Raw genomic sequence first — 17,419 nt, forward strand, 5'->3', positions numbered from 1 at the left:
TACGAAGGGAAATTCACGGTGACCATCGATCCGTCCTCGATTCCGAACTTCGGGGGCCAGCAGCCCGAGCCGCAGCCCCAAGGACCGGCGGGTCCCGTCGTCCCGGATCAGGACCTCGTGAAGCAGCTCCTCGAACAGATGGAGCTGAAGTACGTCGTCGACGAAGAGGGTGACCTCGCAGCGCCGTGGGAGCAGTTCCGTACGTACTTCATGTTCCGTGGCGAGGGTGACCAGCAGGTCTTCTCGGTGCGGACGTTCTACGACCGGCCCCACCAGATCGACGAGAAGCCGCAGCTGCTGGAGTCCATCGACGACTGGAACCGCCGCACCCTGTGGCCCAAGGTCTACACGCACACCCATGACGACGGCACCGTCCGTCTGATCGGCGAGGCGCAGATGCTGATCGGCACCGGCGTCAGCCTGGAGCACTTCGTCTCCTCGACGGTCAGCTGGGTGCGGGCCGCCATCGAGTTCGACAAGTGGCTCGTCGAGCAGCTCGGCCTCGAGCAGGAGGTCAATGAAGCGGAGAAGCCCGAGGACGAGGAGTAGATCCCTCAGGCACCCTCGGCACCCGACTACAGGGGCGTATCGGCGAGTACGACCAGATACGCGCCGTAGCCGAACGAGAGCCCGGCCAGGGCGCCGGCCATCACGGCCGCGTGCCAGGGCCGGGCTCTCGCCGTCCGCACCAGTGCCCGCGCGAGCGGCAGCAGGAGCGGGAAGGCGGGGAGCAGGAAGCGGGGCTTGGACGCGAAGAAGCCCGAGCCGCCCAGCGTGATCAGCAGGAGTACACCGCTGTAGACCAGCAGGGGCAGCGGGGCGCGGTCGGCCAGCAGCAGCGCGTACAGCACGACCGCGGCCGCGACGATCAGCAGCGCCATGGGGAAGGCCAGCCGGTCGCCCTGGAGCAGCAGCCGGCGCACGAAGCGCAGGGAGCCCCGGCCGAAGTCGAAGCGTGAGCCCCACCGGCGCTGCACCTCGAAGTAGCCGCCGAGCAGGTCGCCCTTGCGGTGTCCGACCCACAGCACGTACGCGCACCAGCCGAGCGGGGCGAGCGCCGCGCCCGTCCACAGCCTGTGGGTAACTTTTCCGCGCCGCCTCCCGATCTCGCAGGCCGCCGTCACCAGCACCGCCGCCGCGACCGCGAACCCGTTCGGCCGAGCCAGCCCCGCCAGCGTGGCGAGCGTGCCCGCCCACAGCCAGCGGCCGGTGAGCACGGCGTACAGCGACCAGGCGGCGAACGCGGTCAGCAGGGGTTCGGTGTACGCCATCGACAGCACGACCGAGTGCGGCAGCAGGCCCCAGAGCAGTGCGAGGGCGGCGGCGACGGCCCGGCCGTGGAGGTGTGCGCCGAGCGCGTAGAGGCCGGCGGCGGCGACGGCCGCGGCGGTCCAGGAGATCAGCAGGCCCGCCGCACCGCCGCTCAGCGGGCTCACCGCGGTCACCGCCCGGACCAGCGCCGGGTACAGCGGGAAGAAGGCCAGGTCGCTGAAGACCAGGTCCGGACCGAGGCGCAGGGCGCGGCCGTAGCCGTGCTCGGCGATCCCCAGGTACCACCGGGAGTCCCAGGATCGCCCGAGCAGGGTGAGCGGCCGGTTCCCGGTGGCCCAGGCGGTCGCCGCGAGCACGGCGACGCCGGTGAGCCGGGCGAGCGCGAACAGGCCGAGAGCGGTACCGAGCGTCGCCTCGAGGGGAGCGCGCGGAGCGGCCCGCCCGGCGGCGGCGTGTGTGACGGTGGGCGGTGCGAGGGTACTGGCGTGAGTCACACCCGCACATTGCAGGGGAAAGCGGGCATAAGCGAGCATTGAACGCCCGGGCGGGTGCGGATTCCCCGCGCCCGGCGTGGCGCCGTGACGGGCCCCGCCACCGGCGTCAGCGGGCTCCGGGATCCGGCCCGTCGAGGACGTCGCAGCTCAAGAACAGCGAACCGCCCCACTTCCCGACCGCCCGATCCCCTCAGCCTGCCAGCGCCTTCAGCCGCTTCACGGCCTCCTCCAGCGCGCCCGTCTGCTTGCAGAACGCGAAGCGGACAAAGGGTGCGCCCTGCTCCCGGTGGTCGTAGAAGACCGCGTTGGGGATGGCGACCACACCGGCCCGCTCCGGCAGGCCGCGGCAGAACGCGGAGCCGTCGGTCACAAGCCGTCCGGACCGGTCTCCCGGCCGTACCGCCGGGCTCGGTGGCGCGGCACTGTCCGTCGTATCCTGACCACACACGGGAAGGAGCCGTCCATGAGCGTCGACGCGATCGTGCACACCGAGTTTCCCAAGGGGTACACGGTCCTGTTCGGGGCCGACGGAAAGGTGATCATGACCCCGCAGAGCGAAGAGCACTCCAGCACCATCAGGTCGATGCAGATCGACTCCGCTCTCGCCCTCGGCCGCCACGCGAAGGTCACCTCCGATGTCTACATCGACTTCCCCGCCGACGAGAACTCCGCCCCCGATCTGGCGATCCTTCGCGAGGACGCCCGCCGGGAGGGCAAGCGCTACAGCTTCGAGGACGTCCTGCTGATCTCCGAGGTCGTCTCGACCTCTTCCGCGCGCAAGGACTACGACGACTGCACCGCGAAGTACGGCCGCTACGGCATCCCGATCTACCTGGTCGTGGACCCCTACGCCCAGGAAGTCGTCCTCCACACCCAGCCGACCGCCACCGGTTACATCGCGGCTCACACGCACAAGTACGGCACGGGCAAGCTCCCCATCCCCCTGGCCGACGGCCGCACATTCACCCTTGACCTCGACGAGCTCCCGCGCCCGGAGCCCGAGGCGGACGCCCGCTGACGAAGAACTCCCCGCCGCGGTCAGGCCCGTGCCGTCGGCACCGCCGTCGTCGGACTGTCGTCGAGTGCGGGTGCGCGGCGGCTCAGAGCAACCAGGCCGTGTGGTCGGCACATTTGCTGGTACGTCTGCGGCTGTCAGGCGTCCAGCGTCTTGAGCCGGGAGGCCGCGTCCTCCAGCACGCCTGTCCGCTTGCAGAACGCGAACCGTACGAAGGGGGCGCCCGCCTCCCGGTGGTCGTAGAAGACCGCGTTGGGGATGGCGACCACACGACAAGTGGTTCGAATGCCACGATCACCGAGGGGTCGAGGCCACACTCCGTGCAGCGCTCTTGGTCGGTTACTCCTCCGTCGGGCCGCTCCTGGCTCCGCAAGCGCCAGACCTCGCGCATGTGACCGCAGTACAGGCGTACGCGCCAGCGCTCGAACTCCGAGGGATGAGGAGGCGGACCCAGCAGTTCCTGGATGGCCTCGAACTTTTCGTCGGACCATGGCGGTGCTTTGGCCAGTTGGCGCTGCACCCAGTCCGCCCTGGCCACCGCCTCTTCCTGCCGACGGTGATCCGCACGCGTCAGCCGGTACTCCTCAAGCGGCACGCCTTGGGCTACGCGTCTGGACTTCACTCTGGTCACGCTACGACGTTCTGGATGCTGCCGAGTTCGAGCGGCCGGTCTGCACTCGAACGAGCGCAGACCGGCCTGGGAGCCGGGACCCGCTCACGTCGGTGACGGTCTCGCCTCAGTCTCGTTCGCGGCGAAGGGGCGTGAGCTCAGGACGCCAGGCGCTGCAGGCGGTCGGCGGCCTCCTGGAGAACGTTGTCCTTCTTGCAGAAGGTGAACCGAACCTGGCTGCGGCCGGCGTCCGCGTCGTCGTAGAACACGGAGTTGGGGATGGCGACGACGCCGCAGCGTTCGGGGAGCGCGCGGCAGAAGGCATAGGCGTCCTTCTCGCCGAAGGGCGTGATGTCGGTGGTGATGAAGTACGTGCCCTGGGGCTGGTAGACCTCGAACCCGGCTGCCCGCAGGCCGTCGCCGAGCAGGTCGCGCTTGCGGCGGAGGTCGGCGCGGAAGCTCTCGAAGTACGAGTCCGGCAGGCGCAGCGCCTCGGCGATCGCGTACTGGAACGGGCCCGCGCTGACGTACGTCAGGTACTGCTTTGCTGTCCGGACGGCGGAGACGAGCGGGCCGTTCGCCGTGACCCAGCCAACCTTCCACCCAGTGAAGGAGAAGGTCTTGCCGGCCGAGCCGATGGTGACCGTGCGCTCGCGCATGCCGGGCAGGGCCGCGATGGGGTGGTGGGTGCCCTCAAAGACCAGGTGCTCGTACACCTCGTCGGTGACGACCAGCAGGTCGTGCTCGATGGCGAGTGCGGCGATGGCGCTCTGTTCGTCGGCGGTGAGGACCATCCCGGTTGGGTTGTGCGGGGTGTTGAGGAGCAGGAGACGGGTCCGCGGGGTGATCTTGGCGCGCAGCTCGTCCAGGTCCGGGCGGAAGGACGGGGCACGCAGCGTGAGCGGTACGCGCTTCGCGCCGGCCATCGCGATGCAGGCCGCATAGGAGTCGTAGAAGGGCTCGAAGGCGATGACCTCGTCGTCCGGCTCCAGCAGCGCCAGCATGGTGGCGGCGATGGCCTCGGTCGCGCCGGCGGTGACCAGGACCTCGGTGTCGGGGTCGAAGGAGAGGTCGTAGAAGCGCTGTTGGTGGTCGGAGATCGCGGCGCGCAGTTCCGGAATGCCCGGGCCGGGCGGGTACTGGTTGCCCTTCCCCTCCCGCAGGGCGCGGACGGCGGCCTCCCGGATCTCCTCGGGCCCGTCGGTGTCCGGGAAGCCCTGGCCCAGGTTGATCGAGCCCGTCGCGGTCGCCAGTGCCGACATCTCCGCGAAGATCGTCGTCCCGAGTCCGTCCAGCCTTCGGTTCAGCAGCGGCCTGGCGTTCATGTCTCCACCGTTCTCACGCGGGTGCTTGTCGGTTCTCCAGGGACCATCCTGACTCATGGCTGGTCGTGGCCTCGCGCGGCGTAGAGGTCATCGAGGGCCGAGGGGGATGTACGTCCTCTTCGTTGAGTTCCGCTTCCTGTTCCAGGAGAACGCCGGCCTTTGCTGAGATGTCGCGCAAGAGCGCGTCCTTCAGGTCGTGCAGGGTCGCGCTCTCGGAGACCAACTGCCTTGCCGTCGCGTGCAGTGGGTCGGTCATGGTGTGGAAGTCGGCGCGGGTGATCGAGTCGGGCCAGGCAAGGCTCAGGCGTGAGAGGGCACGTGCGGAGATCTCCCGGGCGTTTCGGCCCTGAGCCATCTGCGAGATGTCGTTGCTTCGGCTTCTCAGCTCGTGGAGCAGCCACCAGCTGTCCTTGTCATTCGCAGGCCGTACCGCCACGACACATCTGGTGGGTGACGCCGGGTGCTGCGTCACGACGATGTGTGCACCGTCGGGGCGGGTACTCAACATGAAGGTGCCGGGGGGCCACGCTTCCGAGGCATGCGCCGGGCTGCTCAGGCGGAACCTCTCCACGTGGGGCACCGTTAGGTCGAAGAGGTCGGTCGGGGTGATCGCGTCGACCCTGGGTCCTTCGATTTCACGAGGGATCGAGCGTGCGGAACCGCTGCCCGTCTTCGCCTTGGCCACCTCGCCGAGCAGTCGTGTTTCCCAGACCGGACTCGCGGTGGACCAGTCGTCATGGATCGCGTCGGCCAGCTCCACTGCCTTTCGCGCGGCCTCCTCGTGGAGGTCGATCTTTTCCTCGATGAGGCTGAAGGCCCTGTGGTACTTGGTGATGATGTCCGGAGGCGGAAGCGGGAAGGGCATGCTGCGGAGCGTGTCGAGGCTCACCGTGGGCTCGACATGTGCTGTCACGTCCTCGTCGATCCGAGCCTTCGCCGTGGGTGTCTGTAGCCAGATGCGGAGCCATTTCACGATGTGCGGGTCCGCGCGGATGATGCCGATCGACCTGGATGCCGTCCAACCCGCGTGCTCAGCCGTGACGAAAGCGGCGTCGCCCGGCCGCCTGACGAGTACGACGACCAGGTCGCCCTCCTTGAGGGTCGCCCGGTTGGGGCGAGAGTCCCCCGGACCGCGCTTGCCGGTCTGCGGCGAGTGAATCTTCCCGCCCCTGACGTAGGTCGAGCTGACAATGCCTGTCTGATCTGGAGCGTTGTCGTCGAGGACGCCGGAAGTGGTGTACATGTCCTCCTTCCGGAACTTGCCGATGGAGGTCCTCTGCCACGCCTCGGTGCCGGAGCCGTCGTGGTGGGCCGTCCCGTCCATCAGATCTCCTCCAGGGCGTCCAGTAGTCGCGATTCGAGGGCGTGGACCTGGTCGAGCTTCTCGACCAGCTCAAGCTTGAGCTGGTCGATCCGGCTCCGTGTGTCGCGTTCGGGACCTGCGGGCTCCACCGCGTACGAGGTGGGCATGAGGTCGTGCTTGCGGCGGGCGATCTCCTCGGTCGAGCAGCTTCGGGACCAGCCCGGCTCATCGCCGTAGGACGTGGAGGAGGCACGGTTCTCCGCGATGCCCCGCCAGGTTGCCAGGGTGGTCAGGATCGACTCCGTGTGTTTGTCTCCCAGCCTCCGTGCCCTCGACCCCGGGACGGGTTCGAAGGCCCGCCGTGCATTGATGAACAGCACCTGTCCGCGACGGTCGGCGCTGCCCCAGCCGGGTCGCGGGCTCTTGTCCTTGTTCAGCACCCACAAGCAGGCGGTGGCCTCGGTATGGCCGAACACGCGGGGCGGCAGTGCGATCACGCACTCGACGATGTCGTCCCGGACCAGTCGCTCCCTGAGCTTTCGTGTGGCCGGTTGAGGGCTCTTGGCCGCGATGTCGGCCATCAGGAAAGCTGCCCGACCCTGCGGAGCGAGCGCGTGCGCGATATGCAGGATCCACGCGGAATTGGCGGACCCCTTGGGCGGAGGTTCATCCGGCCATCGGGGATCGATGGACGGCCGCTCCCACCGACCTTCCAGCGAGTGCCGATCCTTCCGGTTCTCTGGTGCCCAGGCAGGTTGATTGAACGGGAGGTTGGCCAAGACGATGTCGCACGGGTCGGCTTCGGGCTCTGCGAGGCTGTCTCCCGGTGCGAAGACGAGCGCCTCGATGCCCCGTACGGCGAGATTCATGTGGGCGACCTGTGAGGTGTGGGCGTGCTGCTCCTTCCCGACCAGAGACATGGTCGGATTCAGCCCGACGCGCTCACGAACGTAGCGGTGACTCTCGACCAGCAGGCCCGCCGAACCGCAGACGGGATCGAGCACCCTGTGCCCGTCTTGAGGAGCCGCGACGCCGACCATGAGACGAGCGATGTCGTGAGGCGTGAAGTAGTGGCTACCGCGTGCCTGGGCAGCCGAGAGGTTCCGCAGGCACTGGTCGAGCAAGTCCCCCACTAGCCGTACGGCATCGATCGCTTGGATGAGTCGGCGCAGGGGCCCGTCGATGTTCGGGGGCAAAGAGGGCACGGTATCCCCAATGCCTGTCTCGTTGCCCTCTGCGTCGATTGTCGGCAGCCAATGGGCAAGCAGTTGGCTTACGGCACGTCTGATCGGCACCTCCTCCTTCGTGGTCTGGCCTAGTAGCCACGGCCAGGTGGGAGCGACGGAGAAGCGGGAATCGACGTGCGCGGTGCGGCTCAAGTAGAGGAGCCCGAGGACGAGTCGGGCGGCGTCATGAGAGTTCATCAGTCGGGACAGGTCGGCGGTGAGCTGACCGACCTCTGCTGACGGATCCCGTGCGACGCCCGTAGCGTGGCGGGCGTTTGAGCGAGGGGCCATGCCGTTCTTCACGGGCCCACCACACCAAGAGAAGCCATGACTCCGAGCGCCAACGTCAGAGCGGCGGCGAAGGCTACTACTCCCGTTTTGAAGGCCACCGTGAGCCTGCCCCCTTCGACGACGGCCACGAGGCTGCCGGCGAGGGCGGCCACCAAAGCGGTGAGGACCGCGATGATCACGTACAACGACCTTTGCTCCACTGGCTTCCTTCCTGAGACCAAGAGGATCTGCAGGAGCGCGACGTGAGCCGCGCGATCCCCTGCTTCAGGTAGGACAGTAGAAGACGCGGCCCACGCGCCACTGGGAGCACGGTGTTTGGGATTTCGTTAGGAACCCGCGGTCGCATGACGGTCAATTAGGCAGCGCACGGGATTTGGGAATCAAGCGAGCGAATCAGCCGATCGGCGCGGTCGGGTCTTGCGGTCTGACTGAAATAGGTAGGCGAAAACGCCTTGACCCAGCCCACCTTCCAGCCGGTGAAGGAGAAGGTCTTGCCGGCCGAGCCAATGGATACCGTGCGGTCGCGCATGCCCGGGAAGGAGGCGAGCGGTAGGTGCTCGGCGTCGTCGAAGACCAGGTGCTCGTAGACCTCGTCCGTGACCACCAGCAGGTCGCGCTCGACCGCGAGCTCGGCGACGGCGGTGAGCTCCTCGCGGGTGAGGACGGTGCCCGTGGGGTTGTGCGGGGTGTTGATCAGCAGGAGCCGGGTGCGGTCGGTGACCGCGTCGCGCAGCTCGTCGAGGTCCAGGCGGAAACGTCCCTCGTGCGGGCGCAGCGTCACTGGCACCCGCGTCCCGCCCGCCATCGCGATGCAGGCCGCGTAGGAGTCGTAGTACGGCTCGAAGGCGATCACCTCGTCGCCGGGCTCAACGAGGGCCAGCAGAGAGGCGGCGATCGCCTCCGTAGCGCCCGCGGTGACCAGGACCTCTGTGCCGGGGTCGTACGACAAGCCGTATCGGCGCTGCTGGTGCACGGCGATCGCGGTGCGCAGCTCGGGGATGCCGGGGCCCGGCGGGTACTGGTTGCCGCGCCCGTCGCGCAGCGCCCGCACGGCTGCTTCACGGATCTCCTCTGGGCCGTCGGTGTCGGGGAACCCCTGGCCCAGATTGATCGAACCGGTCTCCACCGCGAGGGCGGACATCTCGGCAAAGATCGTCGTCCCGAATTCGGCGAGCCGGCGGTTGAGGTGCGGGCGTGCGGTGGAGGTCATGTCGGTCATCCTGCGCCCAAGCTCTGGAGTTCCTCAACTCTGCTTTGGCTGGTGAGACACGGGGGCATCTCCCTCGCACGCACAACGCGAGGCGCCCACGGGGGGTCGTCTCGGGGAAACGGAAGGAGGGTGACGCCATGGTTATCGGCATCATCCTGGCGATTGCCGCAGTACTCGTCGTCGTGGTCGTACGCCTCAGTCTTCGGGAGGACAAGAAGACCGCGAAGAGCCGGGCCGGGGCGCGGGGGCGTCGCCGGAGCGGTGGCAGCAGTGGCAGCTGGTGGGCCGGGGGCGGGGCGAGCGGTGGCGTCGGCTCGTCGTGCAGCTCGTCCAGCTCCTCCTGCGGCAGCAGCTCGTCCTGCGGAGGCGGGTCCTCCTGCGGTGGCGGGGGCGGCTGCGGCGGCGGCAGCTGAGCCGCGGAAGAGGGGGAGGTCATGCCCATGGCTCTCGGGATCATCGTGCTGGTTGTGTTCCTGGCCCTGCTCCTGATGGCGATCGCGGGGTCCAGCCGCCGACAGCGGGGTCACCGGTCGTCCGGCGGCAGCAACAACGGCAGCGGCAGCAGCGACAGCTGGGCCGACGGGGGAGACAGCGGCGGTTCGTCCTGCGGAGGCGGGTCGTCCTGCGGAGGGGGCGGTGGGGGCGGATGCGGCGGGGGCAGCTGACACGGGGCAGCTGAGCTCCTCGCATCCGGAACACGAGAGCCGGGCCCGCACGGGGGTGGGGCCCGGCTCTTCGTGTGCCGCGAGCGCCCGGCCGCTCCGGCGCACGCCCTGGCGGGCCTGGCGTGCGCCGTAGTTGAACAGTTGAACTGTGGAGCCCTCTGAGGGATGGAAACCCCACGAAGTTGGGTAAAAACGCTGTGGCGGCGCCACAGTTCATGATTCTCTCTAAATCACCTGACGCAGCGGCCCTTCGGACGTCCCAGAGCCACCCCTGCCGATCTTCCGACCGGGCCGACCGGGCCGAATCCCCGCCGGTGTCGACCCGAGTGCGTCGGACCCACACCCTCCCTTTTCTTCCCTTTGCGTGCCTAGCGGAGCCGATCCATGCTCACGACCCTGAAAACCTCGTACACCGACACGCGCGCGGCCGACCTCGCCTGGGCCCTGGGGCGCGAGCCGCTCCCCGCACTGGCGACCCTCGACCTCGCGTTCGACGGAACGAAGCTGGAGCTGAGACTCCTCGGAGCCTCCCATCAGGTGCTCCTGGAGGAGGAGCGGGGCACCTGTTCGGAGACGGTGGCGTGCATCCCGGGCAGCAGCACCCCGCTCCCGCTGGGCGTCGCCAAGCGGGTCGGCGACTGGGAGTACGAGTTCGCGGCCCGGGTGGAGGTCCTCTCACCCGGCCAGTTCGCGGGCCGTGCCCAGGAGTTGCTGGCCCTCGTCTCCGACCACCCGCACGGCCTCGCCGGCGTCTTCCCCGGCAGCCCGCACGCCTTCACCGCGCTGCTGGCCCAGCGCCAGGAGGGGCAGGTGCTGTGGCGGACCTGGCACGCCTATCCGCAGGACGGACAGCTGGTGGCGACCAGGACCCGGGTGGGGGTGAGAGCCCCCGCGGGCCGGCTCAGCCCGAGCGGCGTCTGACGGGCGTCTGACGGCACGCCCGGGATCCCGTGCGAGATCACCCTTCACGCGCACAAACGCCACGCGCCTGATTGACCCGCAGTTCCACACGTGTGGGTGACGAAGCGTGCGCCGGGCGTGACGTACCGTCGCAACGTGATCGAACCGCACGCGCCCGCCCCACCCGGCACCACGCCGCCCTGGGCCGGGCCCGCGCGGCTTCCCGTCCGGCCCGGGATCGGCAGGTTCCTGGTCCTCGCGGGCGTCTTCGTCTGCGCCGCGTGCGGACTGGTGTACGAACTCGAACTGGTCGCCCTCGCCTCGTACTTGATCGGCGACTCGGTCACCCAGGCCTCCGTCGTGCTGTCCGTCATGGTCTTCGCGATGGGCATCGGTTCGCTCTTCGCCAAGCGGCTGCGCTGGCACGCGGCCGCCGCCTTCGGCGCGATCGAGGCCGCCCTCGCCCTCGTGGGCGGCCTCAGCGCGATGGCCCTGTACGCCGCCTTCGCCTGGACCGGCGACTGGGGCGGCATCTGGGCGAACGGCTCCCGCTGCCTCCTCGTCGCCTTCTCCCTCGCCATCGGCCTGCTGATCGGCGCCGAGGTCCCGCTGCTGATGGAGCTCATCCAGCGCATCCGCCGCCAGGACCCGGGCGGCGCGGTGGCGGACCTGTTCGCGGCGGACTACGTGGGCGCGCTGGTCGGGGGCCTGGCCTTTCCGTTCCTGTTGCTGCCCCTGCTGGGCCAGCTGACGGGCGCCCTGATCACCGGCACGGTGAACGTGATCGTGGGCGGCGCGCTGGTGCTGGGCCTCTTCCGCCGGGACCTGTCCTGCCGTGCCCGTTGTCTGCTGCTGATCACCAACCTCGCCGTGCTCGGCACCCTGGCCGCGGCCGCCGTCCTGGTCGACGACTTCGAACGGGCGGCCCGTCAGGCGGTGTACGGCCAGGACGTACGCGTGGCCCTCCAGACAGACGTCCAGGAGGTCGTCCTCACCGGCGGCACACGAGGCCGCCCTCTCGACCTCTTCCTCGACGGCCGGCTGCGGGTCAGCGGCCGCGACGAACACCGCTACCACGAGGCACTGGTCCACCCCGCGATGTACGGCGAGCACGCGCGCGTGCTGATCCTGGGCGGCGGTGACGGCCTGGCGGCCCGCGAGGTGCTGCGCCATCCGGATGTGCACCGGGTGGACGTGGTGGAACTCGACGCGGGGGTGGTGCGGCTGGCCCGCGAGGACCCGGCGCTGTCCGCGCTGAACGGCCACGCGTACGACGACAGGCGCGTCCAGGTCACCACGGGCGACGCCTTCAACTGGCTGCGGGGGGCGCCGCGGGGCGTGTACGACGTGGTGATCGCGGATCTGCCCGACCCCGGGATCACGGCCAGCACGAAGCTGTACTCCCAGGAGTTCTACGGCCTGGCCAGGCGGGTGCTGGCTCCGGGAGGCCGCCTGGTGGTGCACGCCGGTCCGGTGTCGAGCCGCCCCCGCGCCTTCTGGACGGTGGACAGGACGATCCGCGCGGCGGGGCTCAGGACCGTGCCGTACTGCGTGGGCGGCCGCGACTCCGGCTTCGCCGCGGGCCCGGACCGTACGACGGGGGCGAGCCGGGCGCCGCGGGACTGGGGGTTCGTCCTGGCCTCCGCCCGCCGCCCGGCCCTGCGACTCGACTCCCACGAGTCGGAGCGGACGCTGACCCAGGCGGGACTGGAGGCGGACGGGAGGGCGGCGGAGGAGACGCGGGTCGGGGGGTCGGAGGTGTCGACGCTGGTGCATCCGCGCTATTGAGGCCCGCGCCGACGCGCGGTCACTTTCGACCAACCAGGGTGCGCGGTGGCGCCCACTGGGTAGGCTCGCCCACCATGGAGCATGAGGTGTTCGTTCCGGTTCCGGCCGAGCGGCTCAGGGAGGCGCTGGCCGATCCCGTTCGGTTCGCCCGGGCCGTTCCCGGGCTCCAGCAGGACGTCGGCGCCGAGCCCGTCACCGGGCGGCTGAAGGTGCGCGTCGGCGGCCACACCATCACCTATCGCGGCTCGGCCCGCCTCTCCGCCCAGGACGACGGTTCCTACGCCGTCGAGGGCGACGCCACCGAGGCCCGTGGCACCGGGGTGGTGAAACTCGCCCTCACGCTGAGGGTGGACGAGGCCGACGGCGGCTCCAAACTCACCTTCGACGGCACCGCCTCCGCCGACGGCCGCATCAAGGAGCTTCCGCCGGAGGCCGTCACCTCGGCCGTCACCCGGCTGCTGAACCGTTTCGCGGAGCACCTGGGAGCGGCGGCACAACCGAAGCGGGGCGCGCAGACCACGCGGGCCACCGACACAGCCGGACCTTCGGCAACCGAAGCCCCTGAGCCGCCGACGGCCAAGGCCACCGAGTCCCCGGCAGCCGAGAGCACCGAGCGTGACGAGCCTCCGGCCGCCGAGCGTGACGAGCCTTCGGCCGCCGAGGGCGCCGACGTTCCGGACCCCGCCGAAGCCTCCCCGTCGGCGACTCAGGACGCCGACACCACCGAGCCCGCCGCCCCCCTCGCCCCCGAAGCCACCGAGGACCTCGAACCCTCCGCGAAGGGCGACGCCGAGGCCGGCCCCGACGCCGACGACACAGCGGTGCCCACGGACGAACCCACCGCCCCCGAAGCCCCGGACGCCCCGGATGCCCACGACGAGCCCACCCCCGGACTCGTCGAGCCCGAACCCGCCACCCCCGCCGGCTTCACCCCCGATCTCCCCGCCGAAGCCGCGCACGCGCGCCGCACGATGATCGGCCGGAGTGCGGAGGAGGTCGACCACGCCCCGCCGCGCGGCCGGTACGCGCCCGTGCCCGCCCCGCAGACCGGCGCCCCGCACTCCGCCCTCCGCTGGGCGGCCCCCGCGGCGGCCCTCGTCGTCGCGTCGGCGATCGTCGTCGGCCGGGCGCTGCGCAAGCGGCACTGAAGAGGGCGGGGTCAGGTGGGCCGGAACCGTGGCGCCGAGGTCCGGGCGGCGGGAATCGGGGATGGCCGGAAGCACCCCCTTGATCACCCCAGTAGGGTCGTCCCGTGAGTAACGAACCCATCACGCTGACCGCGGGCGACGCGGAGGCGACCGTGCTGCCGGGAAACGGCGGCCGGATCGGCGGACTGCGCGTCGGCGGTACCGAACTGCTGCGGCAGGGCGAGCGCTTCGGCTGCTTCCCGATGGTGCCCTGGTGCGGCCGGATCAGGGACGGCCGTTTCCGGGACGGGGCGACGGTCCATCAGATGCCGCTCAACTCCCCGCCGCACGCCATCCACGGCACCGCCCGCGACGGCGCCTGGCGCATCGCGCGCACGGCGACGGACGAGGCGGTCATCACGTACGACCTGGTCGAGCCCTGGCCCCACCCGGGCCGGATCACGCAACAGGTCGCCCTCACCCCGGACGCCGTGACGCTCACGATGTCCGTCGAGACGTACGACTCGTCCTTCCCGGCGCAGATCGGCTGGCACCCGTGGTTCAACAGGAACCTCGGCGGCGAGGACGTGCAACTGGCCTTCTCCGCCGTCTGGCAGGAGGAGCGCGGTGACGACCACCTGCCCACCGGCAACCGTCTCGACCCCAAGCCCGGCCCGTGGGACGACTGCTTCGGGATGCCCGGCGGAGTGGACGTCACGCTCACCTGGCCGGGGCAGCTGGAGCTCACCGTCGCCTCCCGCGAGGAGTGGGTCGTGGTCTACGACGAGCAGGCCGAGGCCGTCTGCGTGGAGCCGCAGACCGGGCCGCCCAACGGCCTCAACACCGCGCCCCGCCTGGTCACGCCCCTGGAGCCGCTGGAGGCCTCGACGACCTGGAGCTGGCGCCGCCTCTAAGCTGGCAGGCATGACGGACGACGTACGCGGCGCGCTGCTGCAGCAGATCAAGGACAAGGCCGTGGTCCACGGCAAGGTGACCCTCTCCTCGGGCCTGGAGGCCGACTACTACGTCGACCTGCGCCGCATCACCCTCGACGGTGAGGCCGCCCCGCTGGTCGGTCAGGTGCTCCTGGACCTGACCGCCGACCTCGACTTCGACGCGGTGGGCGGCCTGACGATGGGCGCCGACCCGGTCGCCGCCGCCATGCTGCACGCGGCCGCCGCGCGCGGGAAGAAGCTCGACGCCTTCGTCGTCCGCAAGGCCGCCAAGGCGCACGGTCTCCAGCGCCGCGTCGAGGGCCCCGACATCGCGGGCCGTCGGGTCCTGGTCGTCGAGGACACCTCCACCACCGGCGGCTCCCCGCTCACCGCGGTCGAGGCCGTGCGGGAGGCGGGTGCCGAGGTCGTCGCCGTCGCCACGATCGTGGACCGCGCGACCGGTGCGGCGGAGAAGATTCAGGAGGGCGCGGGGGTTCCGTATCGCTTCGCCTTCTCCAAGGATGAGCTGGGCCTGGACTGAGTCATCCACAGGTTGAGACCGAGGGCGGGACCATCCGGTCAAGTCTGGAAAGATGGGGCCGACGATGACGTCGCCCCCTAGGTCAGGGCCGTAAGGAACCAGCCAACCCGCACAATCAAGGAGCGGTCAGATGCCCATCGCAACTCCCGAGGTCTACAACGAGATGCTCGACCGGGCGAAGGCGGGCAAGTTCGCCTACCCGGCCATCAACGTCACCTCGACGCAGACCCTGCACGCGGCGCTGCGCGGCTTCGCCGAGGCCGAGAGCGACGGCATCATCCAGATCTCGACCGGTGGCGCCGAGTTCCTGGGCGGTCAGTACAACAAGGACATGGTCACCGGTTCGGTGGCTCTTGCCGAGTTCGCGCACATCGTCGCCAAGAAGTACGACATCACCGTCGCGCTGCACACGGACCACTGCCCGAAGGACAAGCTCGACGGGTATGTACGTCCGCTGATCGCGGTGTCGGAGGAGCGCGTCGCCCGTGGCGAGAACCCGCTCTTCCAGTCGCACATGTGGGACGGCTCGGCCGAGACCCTCGCGGACAACCTGTCCATCGCGCAGGAGCTCCTCGAGCGCGCCCGCGCCGCCAAGATCATCCTCGAGGTCGAGATCACCCCGACCGGTGGCGAGGAGGACGGCGTCTCGCACGAGATCAACGACTCCCTCTACACCACGGTCGACGACGCGATCCGTACCGTCGAGGCCCTCGGTCTCGGTGAGAAGGGCCGCTACCTGCTGGCCGCCTCCTTCGGTAACGTCCACGGTGTCTACAAGCCGGGCAACGTCGTCCTGCGCCCCGAGCTCCTCAAGGAGCTGAACGAGGGCGTGGCCGCCAAGTACGGCAAGGCGTCCCCGTTCGACTTCGTCTTCCACGGCGGCTCCGGTTCCACCGAGGCGGAGATCGCGCTCGCGCTGGACAACGGCGTCGTGAAGATGAACATCGACACGGACACGCAGTACGCCTTCACCCGCCCGGTCGCGGACCACATGTTCCGCAACTACGACGGTGTCCTGAAGGTCGACGGCGAGGTCGGCTCCAAGAAGACCTACGACCCGCGCACCTGGGGCAAGCTGGCCGAGGCGAGCATGGCCGCGCGCGTGACGGAGGCCTGCGCCAACCTGCGTTCCACGGGTACGAAGCTCAAGTAACCCGAGATCCTCACGAGCCCGGCGTCTGTCTACGGCGCCGGGCTCGCTGTATACCTGGGGCATGTCCGATGTCCGGCTGTCCTCGCCGCAAGGCAAGTGGATCCTGCTGACCACCGTGCTCGGCTCCAGCATGGCGCTGCTGGACTCGACCGTTGTCAACGTGGCGCTTCCCCGTATCGGCGAAGACCTGGACGCGGATCTCGCCGCCCTCCAGTGGACCGTCAACGCGTACATGCTGACGCTGGCCGGGCTGATCCTGCTGGGGGGATCGCTCGGGGACCGGTACGGGCGGCGCAAGATCTTCGTCGTGGGCGTGGTGTGGTTCGCCGCCGCCTCCCTGCTGTGCGGACTCGCGCCGAACGCCGGTGTCCTCATCGCCGCCCGTGCCCTGCAAGGGGTCGGCGGCGCACTCCTCACCCCCGGCTCGCTCGCCCTCATCCAGGCCTCCTTCCACCCCGACGACCGGGGCCGGGCCGTCGGCCTGTGGTCCGGGTTCGGCGGCATCGGAGCGGCGGTGGGGCCGTTCCTGGGCGGCTGGCTGGTGGACGGGCCGGGCTGGCGCTGGGTGTTCCTGCTGAACGTGCCGGTGGCGCTGCTGTGCGTCCCGATCGCGGTGCGCCATGTCCCGGAGTCCGGGGACGGGCGGGTCCACAGCCGTTTCGACGTGCTCGGTGCGGTGCTGGGCGCGCTGGCCCTGGCGTTCGTGACGTACGCGCTGATCGAGGCCCGCGGGGGCTCCGTGGCCGTCGTTGTCGCGGCGGTCGCCGGGGTGGCCGCGGGGGTGGCCTTCGTGGTCGTCGAGAAGCGCCGCCCCGACCCGATGATGCCGCTCGACATCTTCGCGTCGAAGCAGTTCACCGCCGTCAACCTCGTCACGCTCTGCGTCTACGCGGCCTTCGGCGGTTTCTTCTTCCTGGCCGCGCTCCAGCTCCAGGTCGTCTCCGGCTACTCGGCCCTCGGCGCGGGGACGGCCCTGCTGCCGACCACCGCCCTGATGCTGCTGTTCTCCGCCCGCTCGGGCGCCCTCGCCGACCGCATCGGCCCCCGCATCCCGCTGACCGTCGGACCACTGCTGTGCGCGGCGGGGATGCTGCTGATGCTGCGAGTCGGTGAGGACGCCTCGTACGTCGCCGACGTCCTGCCCGCCCTGCTGGTCCTGGGCCTTGGCATGGTCGGCCTGGTCGCCCCGCTGACCGCGACCGTCCTGGCCTCCGTGGACGTGGGGCGGGCGGGCCTGGCCAGCGGTGTCAACAACGCGGCCGCCCGGGCGGCGGGCCTGATCGCGGTGGCCGCGCTGCCGCTGATCGCCGGGATGGGGGAGGAGGCGTACCGGTCGCCGGCCGCCTTCGACGACGCGTTCGGACGGGCGATGACGGTGTGTGCCGGGCTGCTGGTGCTGGGGGCGGGCGTGGCCTTCGCGACCGTACGCACCCTGCCGCCCGACTGCGTCCGGCCGGAGTGCCTCCACCACGGGTCCGTCATGGCGCCTCCGCTGGAGGGGCAGCCGGCGCGGAAGCGGCTGGTCTAGCGGGGCCCTCGGCCGCCCCGCCGATGGAGGAGACTT

17 protein-coding genes and 2 pseudogenes are annotated in these 17,419 nt (G+C 70.2%); 11 read left to right on the forward strand and 8 right to left on the reverse strand.

Going from position 1 to position 17,419, the window contains the following annotated elements:
• Positions 1–18 precede the first annotated feature (18 nt).
• Complete coding sequence (locus OHU89_RS26610) at positions 19–549, forward strand: YbjN domain-containing protein (protein ID WP_266889630.1); 531 nt, start codon at positions 19–21, stop codon at positions 547–549.
• A 26-nt stretch (positions 550–575) separates the two neighbouring features.
• Here the strand turns inward: OHU89_RS26610 and OHU89_RS26615 are convergent, their stop codons facing one another.
• Complete coding sequence (locus OHU89_RS26615; protein ID WP_405646402.1) at positions 576–1,766, reverse strand: mannosyltransferase family protein; 1,191 nt, start codon at positions 1,764–1,766, stop codon at positions 576–578.
• A 190-nt stretch (positions 1,767–1,956) separates the two neighbouring features.
• Positions 1,957–2,133 (reverse strand): annotated as a pseudogene (locus tag OHU89_RS26620) (aminotransferase); the annotation flags it as partial.
• Positions 2,134–2,229: 96 nt separating this feature from the next.
• Here OHU89_RS26620 and OHU89_RS26625 point away from each other — a divergent pair.
• On the forward strand, positions 2,230–2,784 hold the full coding sequence (locus tag OHU89_RS26625; RefSeq protein ID WP_405646403.1) for a Uma2 family endonuclease: 555 nt from the start codon (positions 2,230–2,232) through the stop codon (positions 2,782–2,784).
• Positions 2,785–2,918: 134 nt separating this feature from the next.
• Here the strand turns inward: OHU89_RS26625 and OHU89_RS26630 are convergent.
• The 6 genes and pseudogenes from OHU89_RS26630 to OHU89_RS26655 form a co-directional block, all read right to left on the reverse strand.
• Positions 2,919–3,089 (reverse strand): annotated as a pseudogene (locus OHU89_RS26630) (aminotransferase); the annotation flags it as partial.
• A gap of 460 nt (positions 3,090–3,549) precedes the next feature.
• A complete protein-coding gene (locus tag OHU89_RS26635) occupies positions 3,550–4,716 on the reverse strand; it encodes a pyridoxal phosphate-dependent aminotransferase (RefSeq protein WP_405646405.1) in 1,167 nt (388 codons plus the stop codon).
• Between the two features lie 13 nt (positions 4,717–4,729).
• Positions 4,730–6,040: a hypothetical protein gene (locus tag OHU89_RS26640; protein ID WP_405646406.1), complete on the reverse strand. Its 1,311-nt coding sequence runs from the start codon at positions 6,038–6,040 to the stop codon at positions 4,730–4,732.
• Positions 6,040–7,548, reverse strand: a complete 1,509-nt coding sequence (locus tag OHU89_RS26645; RefSeq protein ID WP_405646408.1) for an N-6 DNA methylase — start codon at positions 7,546–7,548, stop codon at positions 6,040–6,042. The genes OHU89_RS26640 and OHU89_RS26645 overlap by 1 nt, the downstream gene beginning before the upstream one ends.
• Positions 7,545–7,715 (reverse strand): hypothetical protein, encoded by a 171-nt coding sequence (locus tag OHU89_RS26650; protein WP_327344343.1) that lies wholly within the window; start codon positions 7,713–7,715, stop codon positions 7,545–7,547. The genes OHU89_RS26645 and OHU89_RS26650 overlap by 4 nt, the downstream gene beginning before the upstream one ends.
• A 176-nt stretch (positions 7,716–7,891) precedes the next feature.
• Complete coding sequence (locus OHU89_RS26655; protein ID WP_405646410.1) at positions 7,892–8,755, reverse strand: aminotransferase class I/II-fold pyridoxal phosphate-dependent enzyme; 864 nt, start codon at positions 8,753–8,755, stop codon at positions 7,892–7,894.
• A 128-nt stretch (positions 8,756–8,883) separates the two neighbouring features.
• Here OHU89_RS26655 and OHU89_RS26660 point away from each other — a divergent pair, with 128 nt between their 5' ends.
• From OHU89_RS26660 to OHU89_RS26700, 9 genes are all read left to right on the forward strand, one after another.
• On the forward strand, positions 8,884–9,159 hold the full coding sequence (locus OHU89_RS26660; protein WP_405646412.1) for a hypothetical protein: 276 nt from the start codon (positions 8,884–8,886) through the stop codon (positions 9,157–9,159).
• Positions 9,160–9,186: 27 nt separating this feature from the next.
• The gene (locus OHU89_RS26665; RefSeq protein ID WP_266889614.1) at positions 9,187–9,411 is read left to right on the forward strand and encodes a fungus-induced protein; all 225 of its coding nucleotides are present in this window, start codon (positions 9,187–9,189) and stop codon (positions 9,409–9,411) included.
• Positions 9,412–9,795: 384 nt separating this feature from the next.
• On the forward strand, positions 9,796–10,332 hold the full coding sequence (locus OHU89_RS26670) for a DUF2617 family protein (RefSeq protein WP_384158793.1): 537 nt from the start codon (positions 9,796–9,798) through the stop codon (positions 10,330–10,332).
• 135 nt (positions 10,333–10,467) lie between these two features.
• Positions 10,468–12,099 (forward strand): polyamine aminopropyltransferase, encoded by a 1,632-nt coding sequence (locus OHU89_RS26675; protein WP_405646414.1) that lies wholly within the window; start codon positions 10,468–10,470, stop codon positions 12,097–12,099.
• 74 nt (positions 12,100–12,173) lie between these two features.
• On the forward strand, positions 12,174–13,247 hold the full coding sequence (locus OHU89_RS26680; protein WP_405646416.1) for an SRPBCC domain-containing protein: 1,074 nt from the start codon (positions 12,174–12,176) through the stop codon (positions 13,245–13,247).
• A 104-nt stretch (positions 13,248–13,351) separates the two neighbouring features.
• Positions 13,352–14,140 carry an aldose 1-epimerase gene (locus tag OHU89_RS26685; RefSeq protein ID WP_405646417.1) on the forward strand — a complete coding sequence of 263 codons (789 nt, stop codon included), beginning with the start codon at positions 13,352–13,354 and terminating at the stop codon, positions 14,138–14,140.
• 10 nt (positions 14,141–14,150) lie between these two features.
• Entirely contained in the window at positions 14,151–14,702 is a 552-nt protein-coding gene (gene pyrE, locus OHU89_RS26690; RefSeq protein WP_266889604.1) for an orotate phosphoribosyltransferase, read from the forward strand.
• Between the two features lie 130 nt (positions 14,703–14,832).
• Positions 14,833–15,855, forward strand: coding sequence for a class II fructose-bisphosphate aldolase (fbaA, locus tag OHU89_RS26695; RefSeq protein ID WP_365408060.1), 1,023 nt, complete (start codon positions 14,833–14,835; stop codon positions 15,853–15,855).
• Positions 15,856–15,916: 61 nt separating this feature from the next.
• Entirely contained in the window at positions 15,917–17,383 is a 1,467-nt protein-coding gene (locus OHU89_RS26700) for an MFS transporter (RefSeq protein WP_405646419.1), read from the forward strand.
• The last annotated feature ends 36 nt before the right edge of the window (positions 17,384–17,419 follow it).

This window comes from Streptomyces sp. NBC_00019, from assembly GCF_045041015.1.
In the GTDB taxonomy this organism is placed as follows: domain Bacteria; phylum Actinomycetota; class Actinomycetes; order Streptomycetales; family Streptomycetaceae; genus Streptomyces.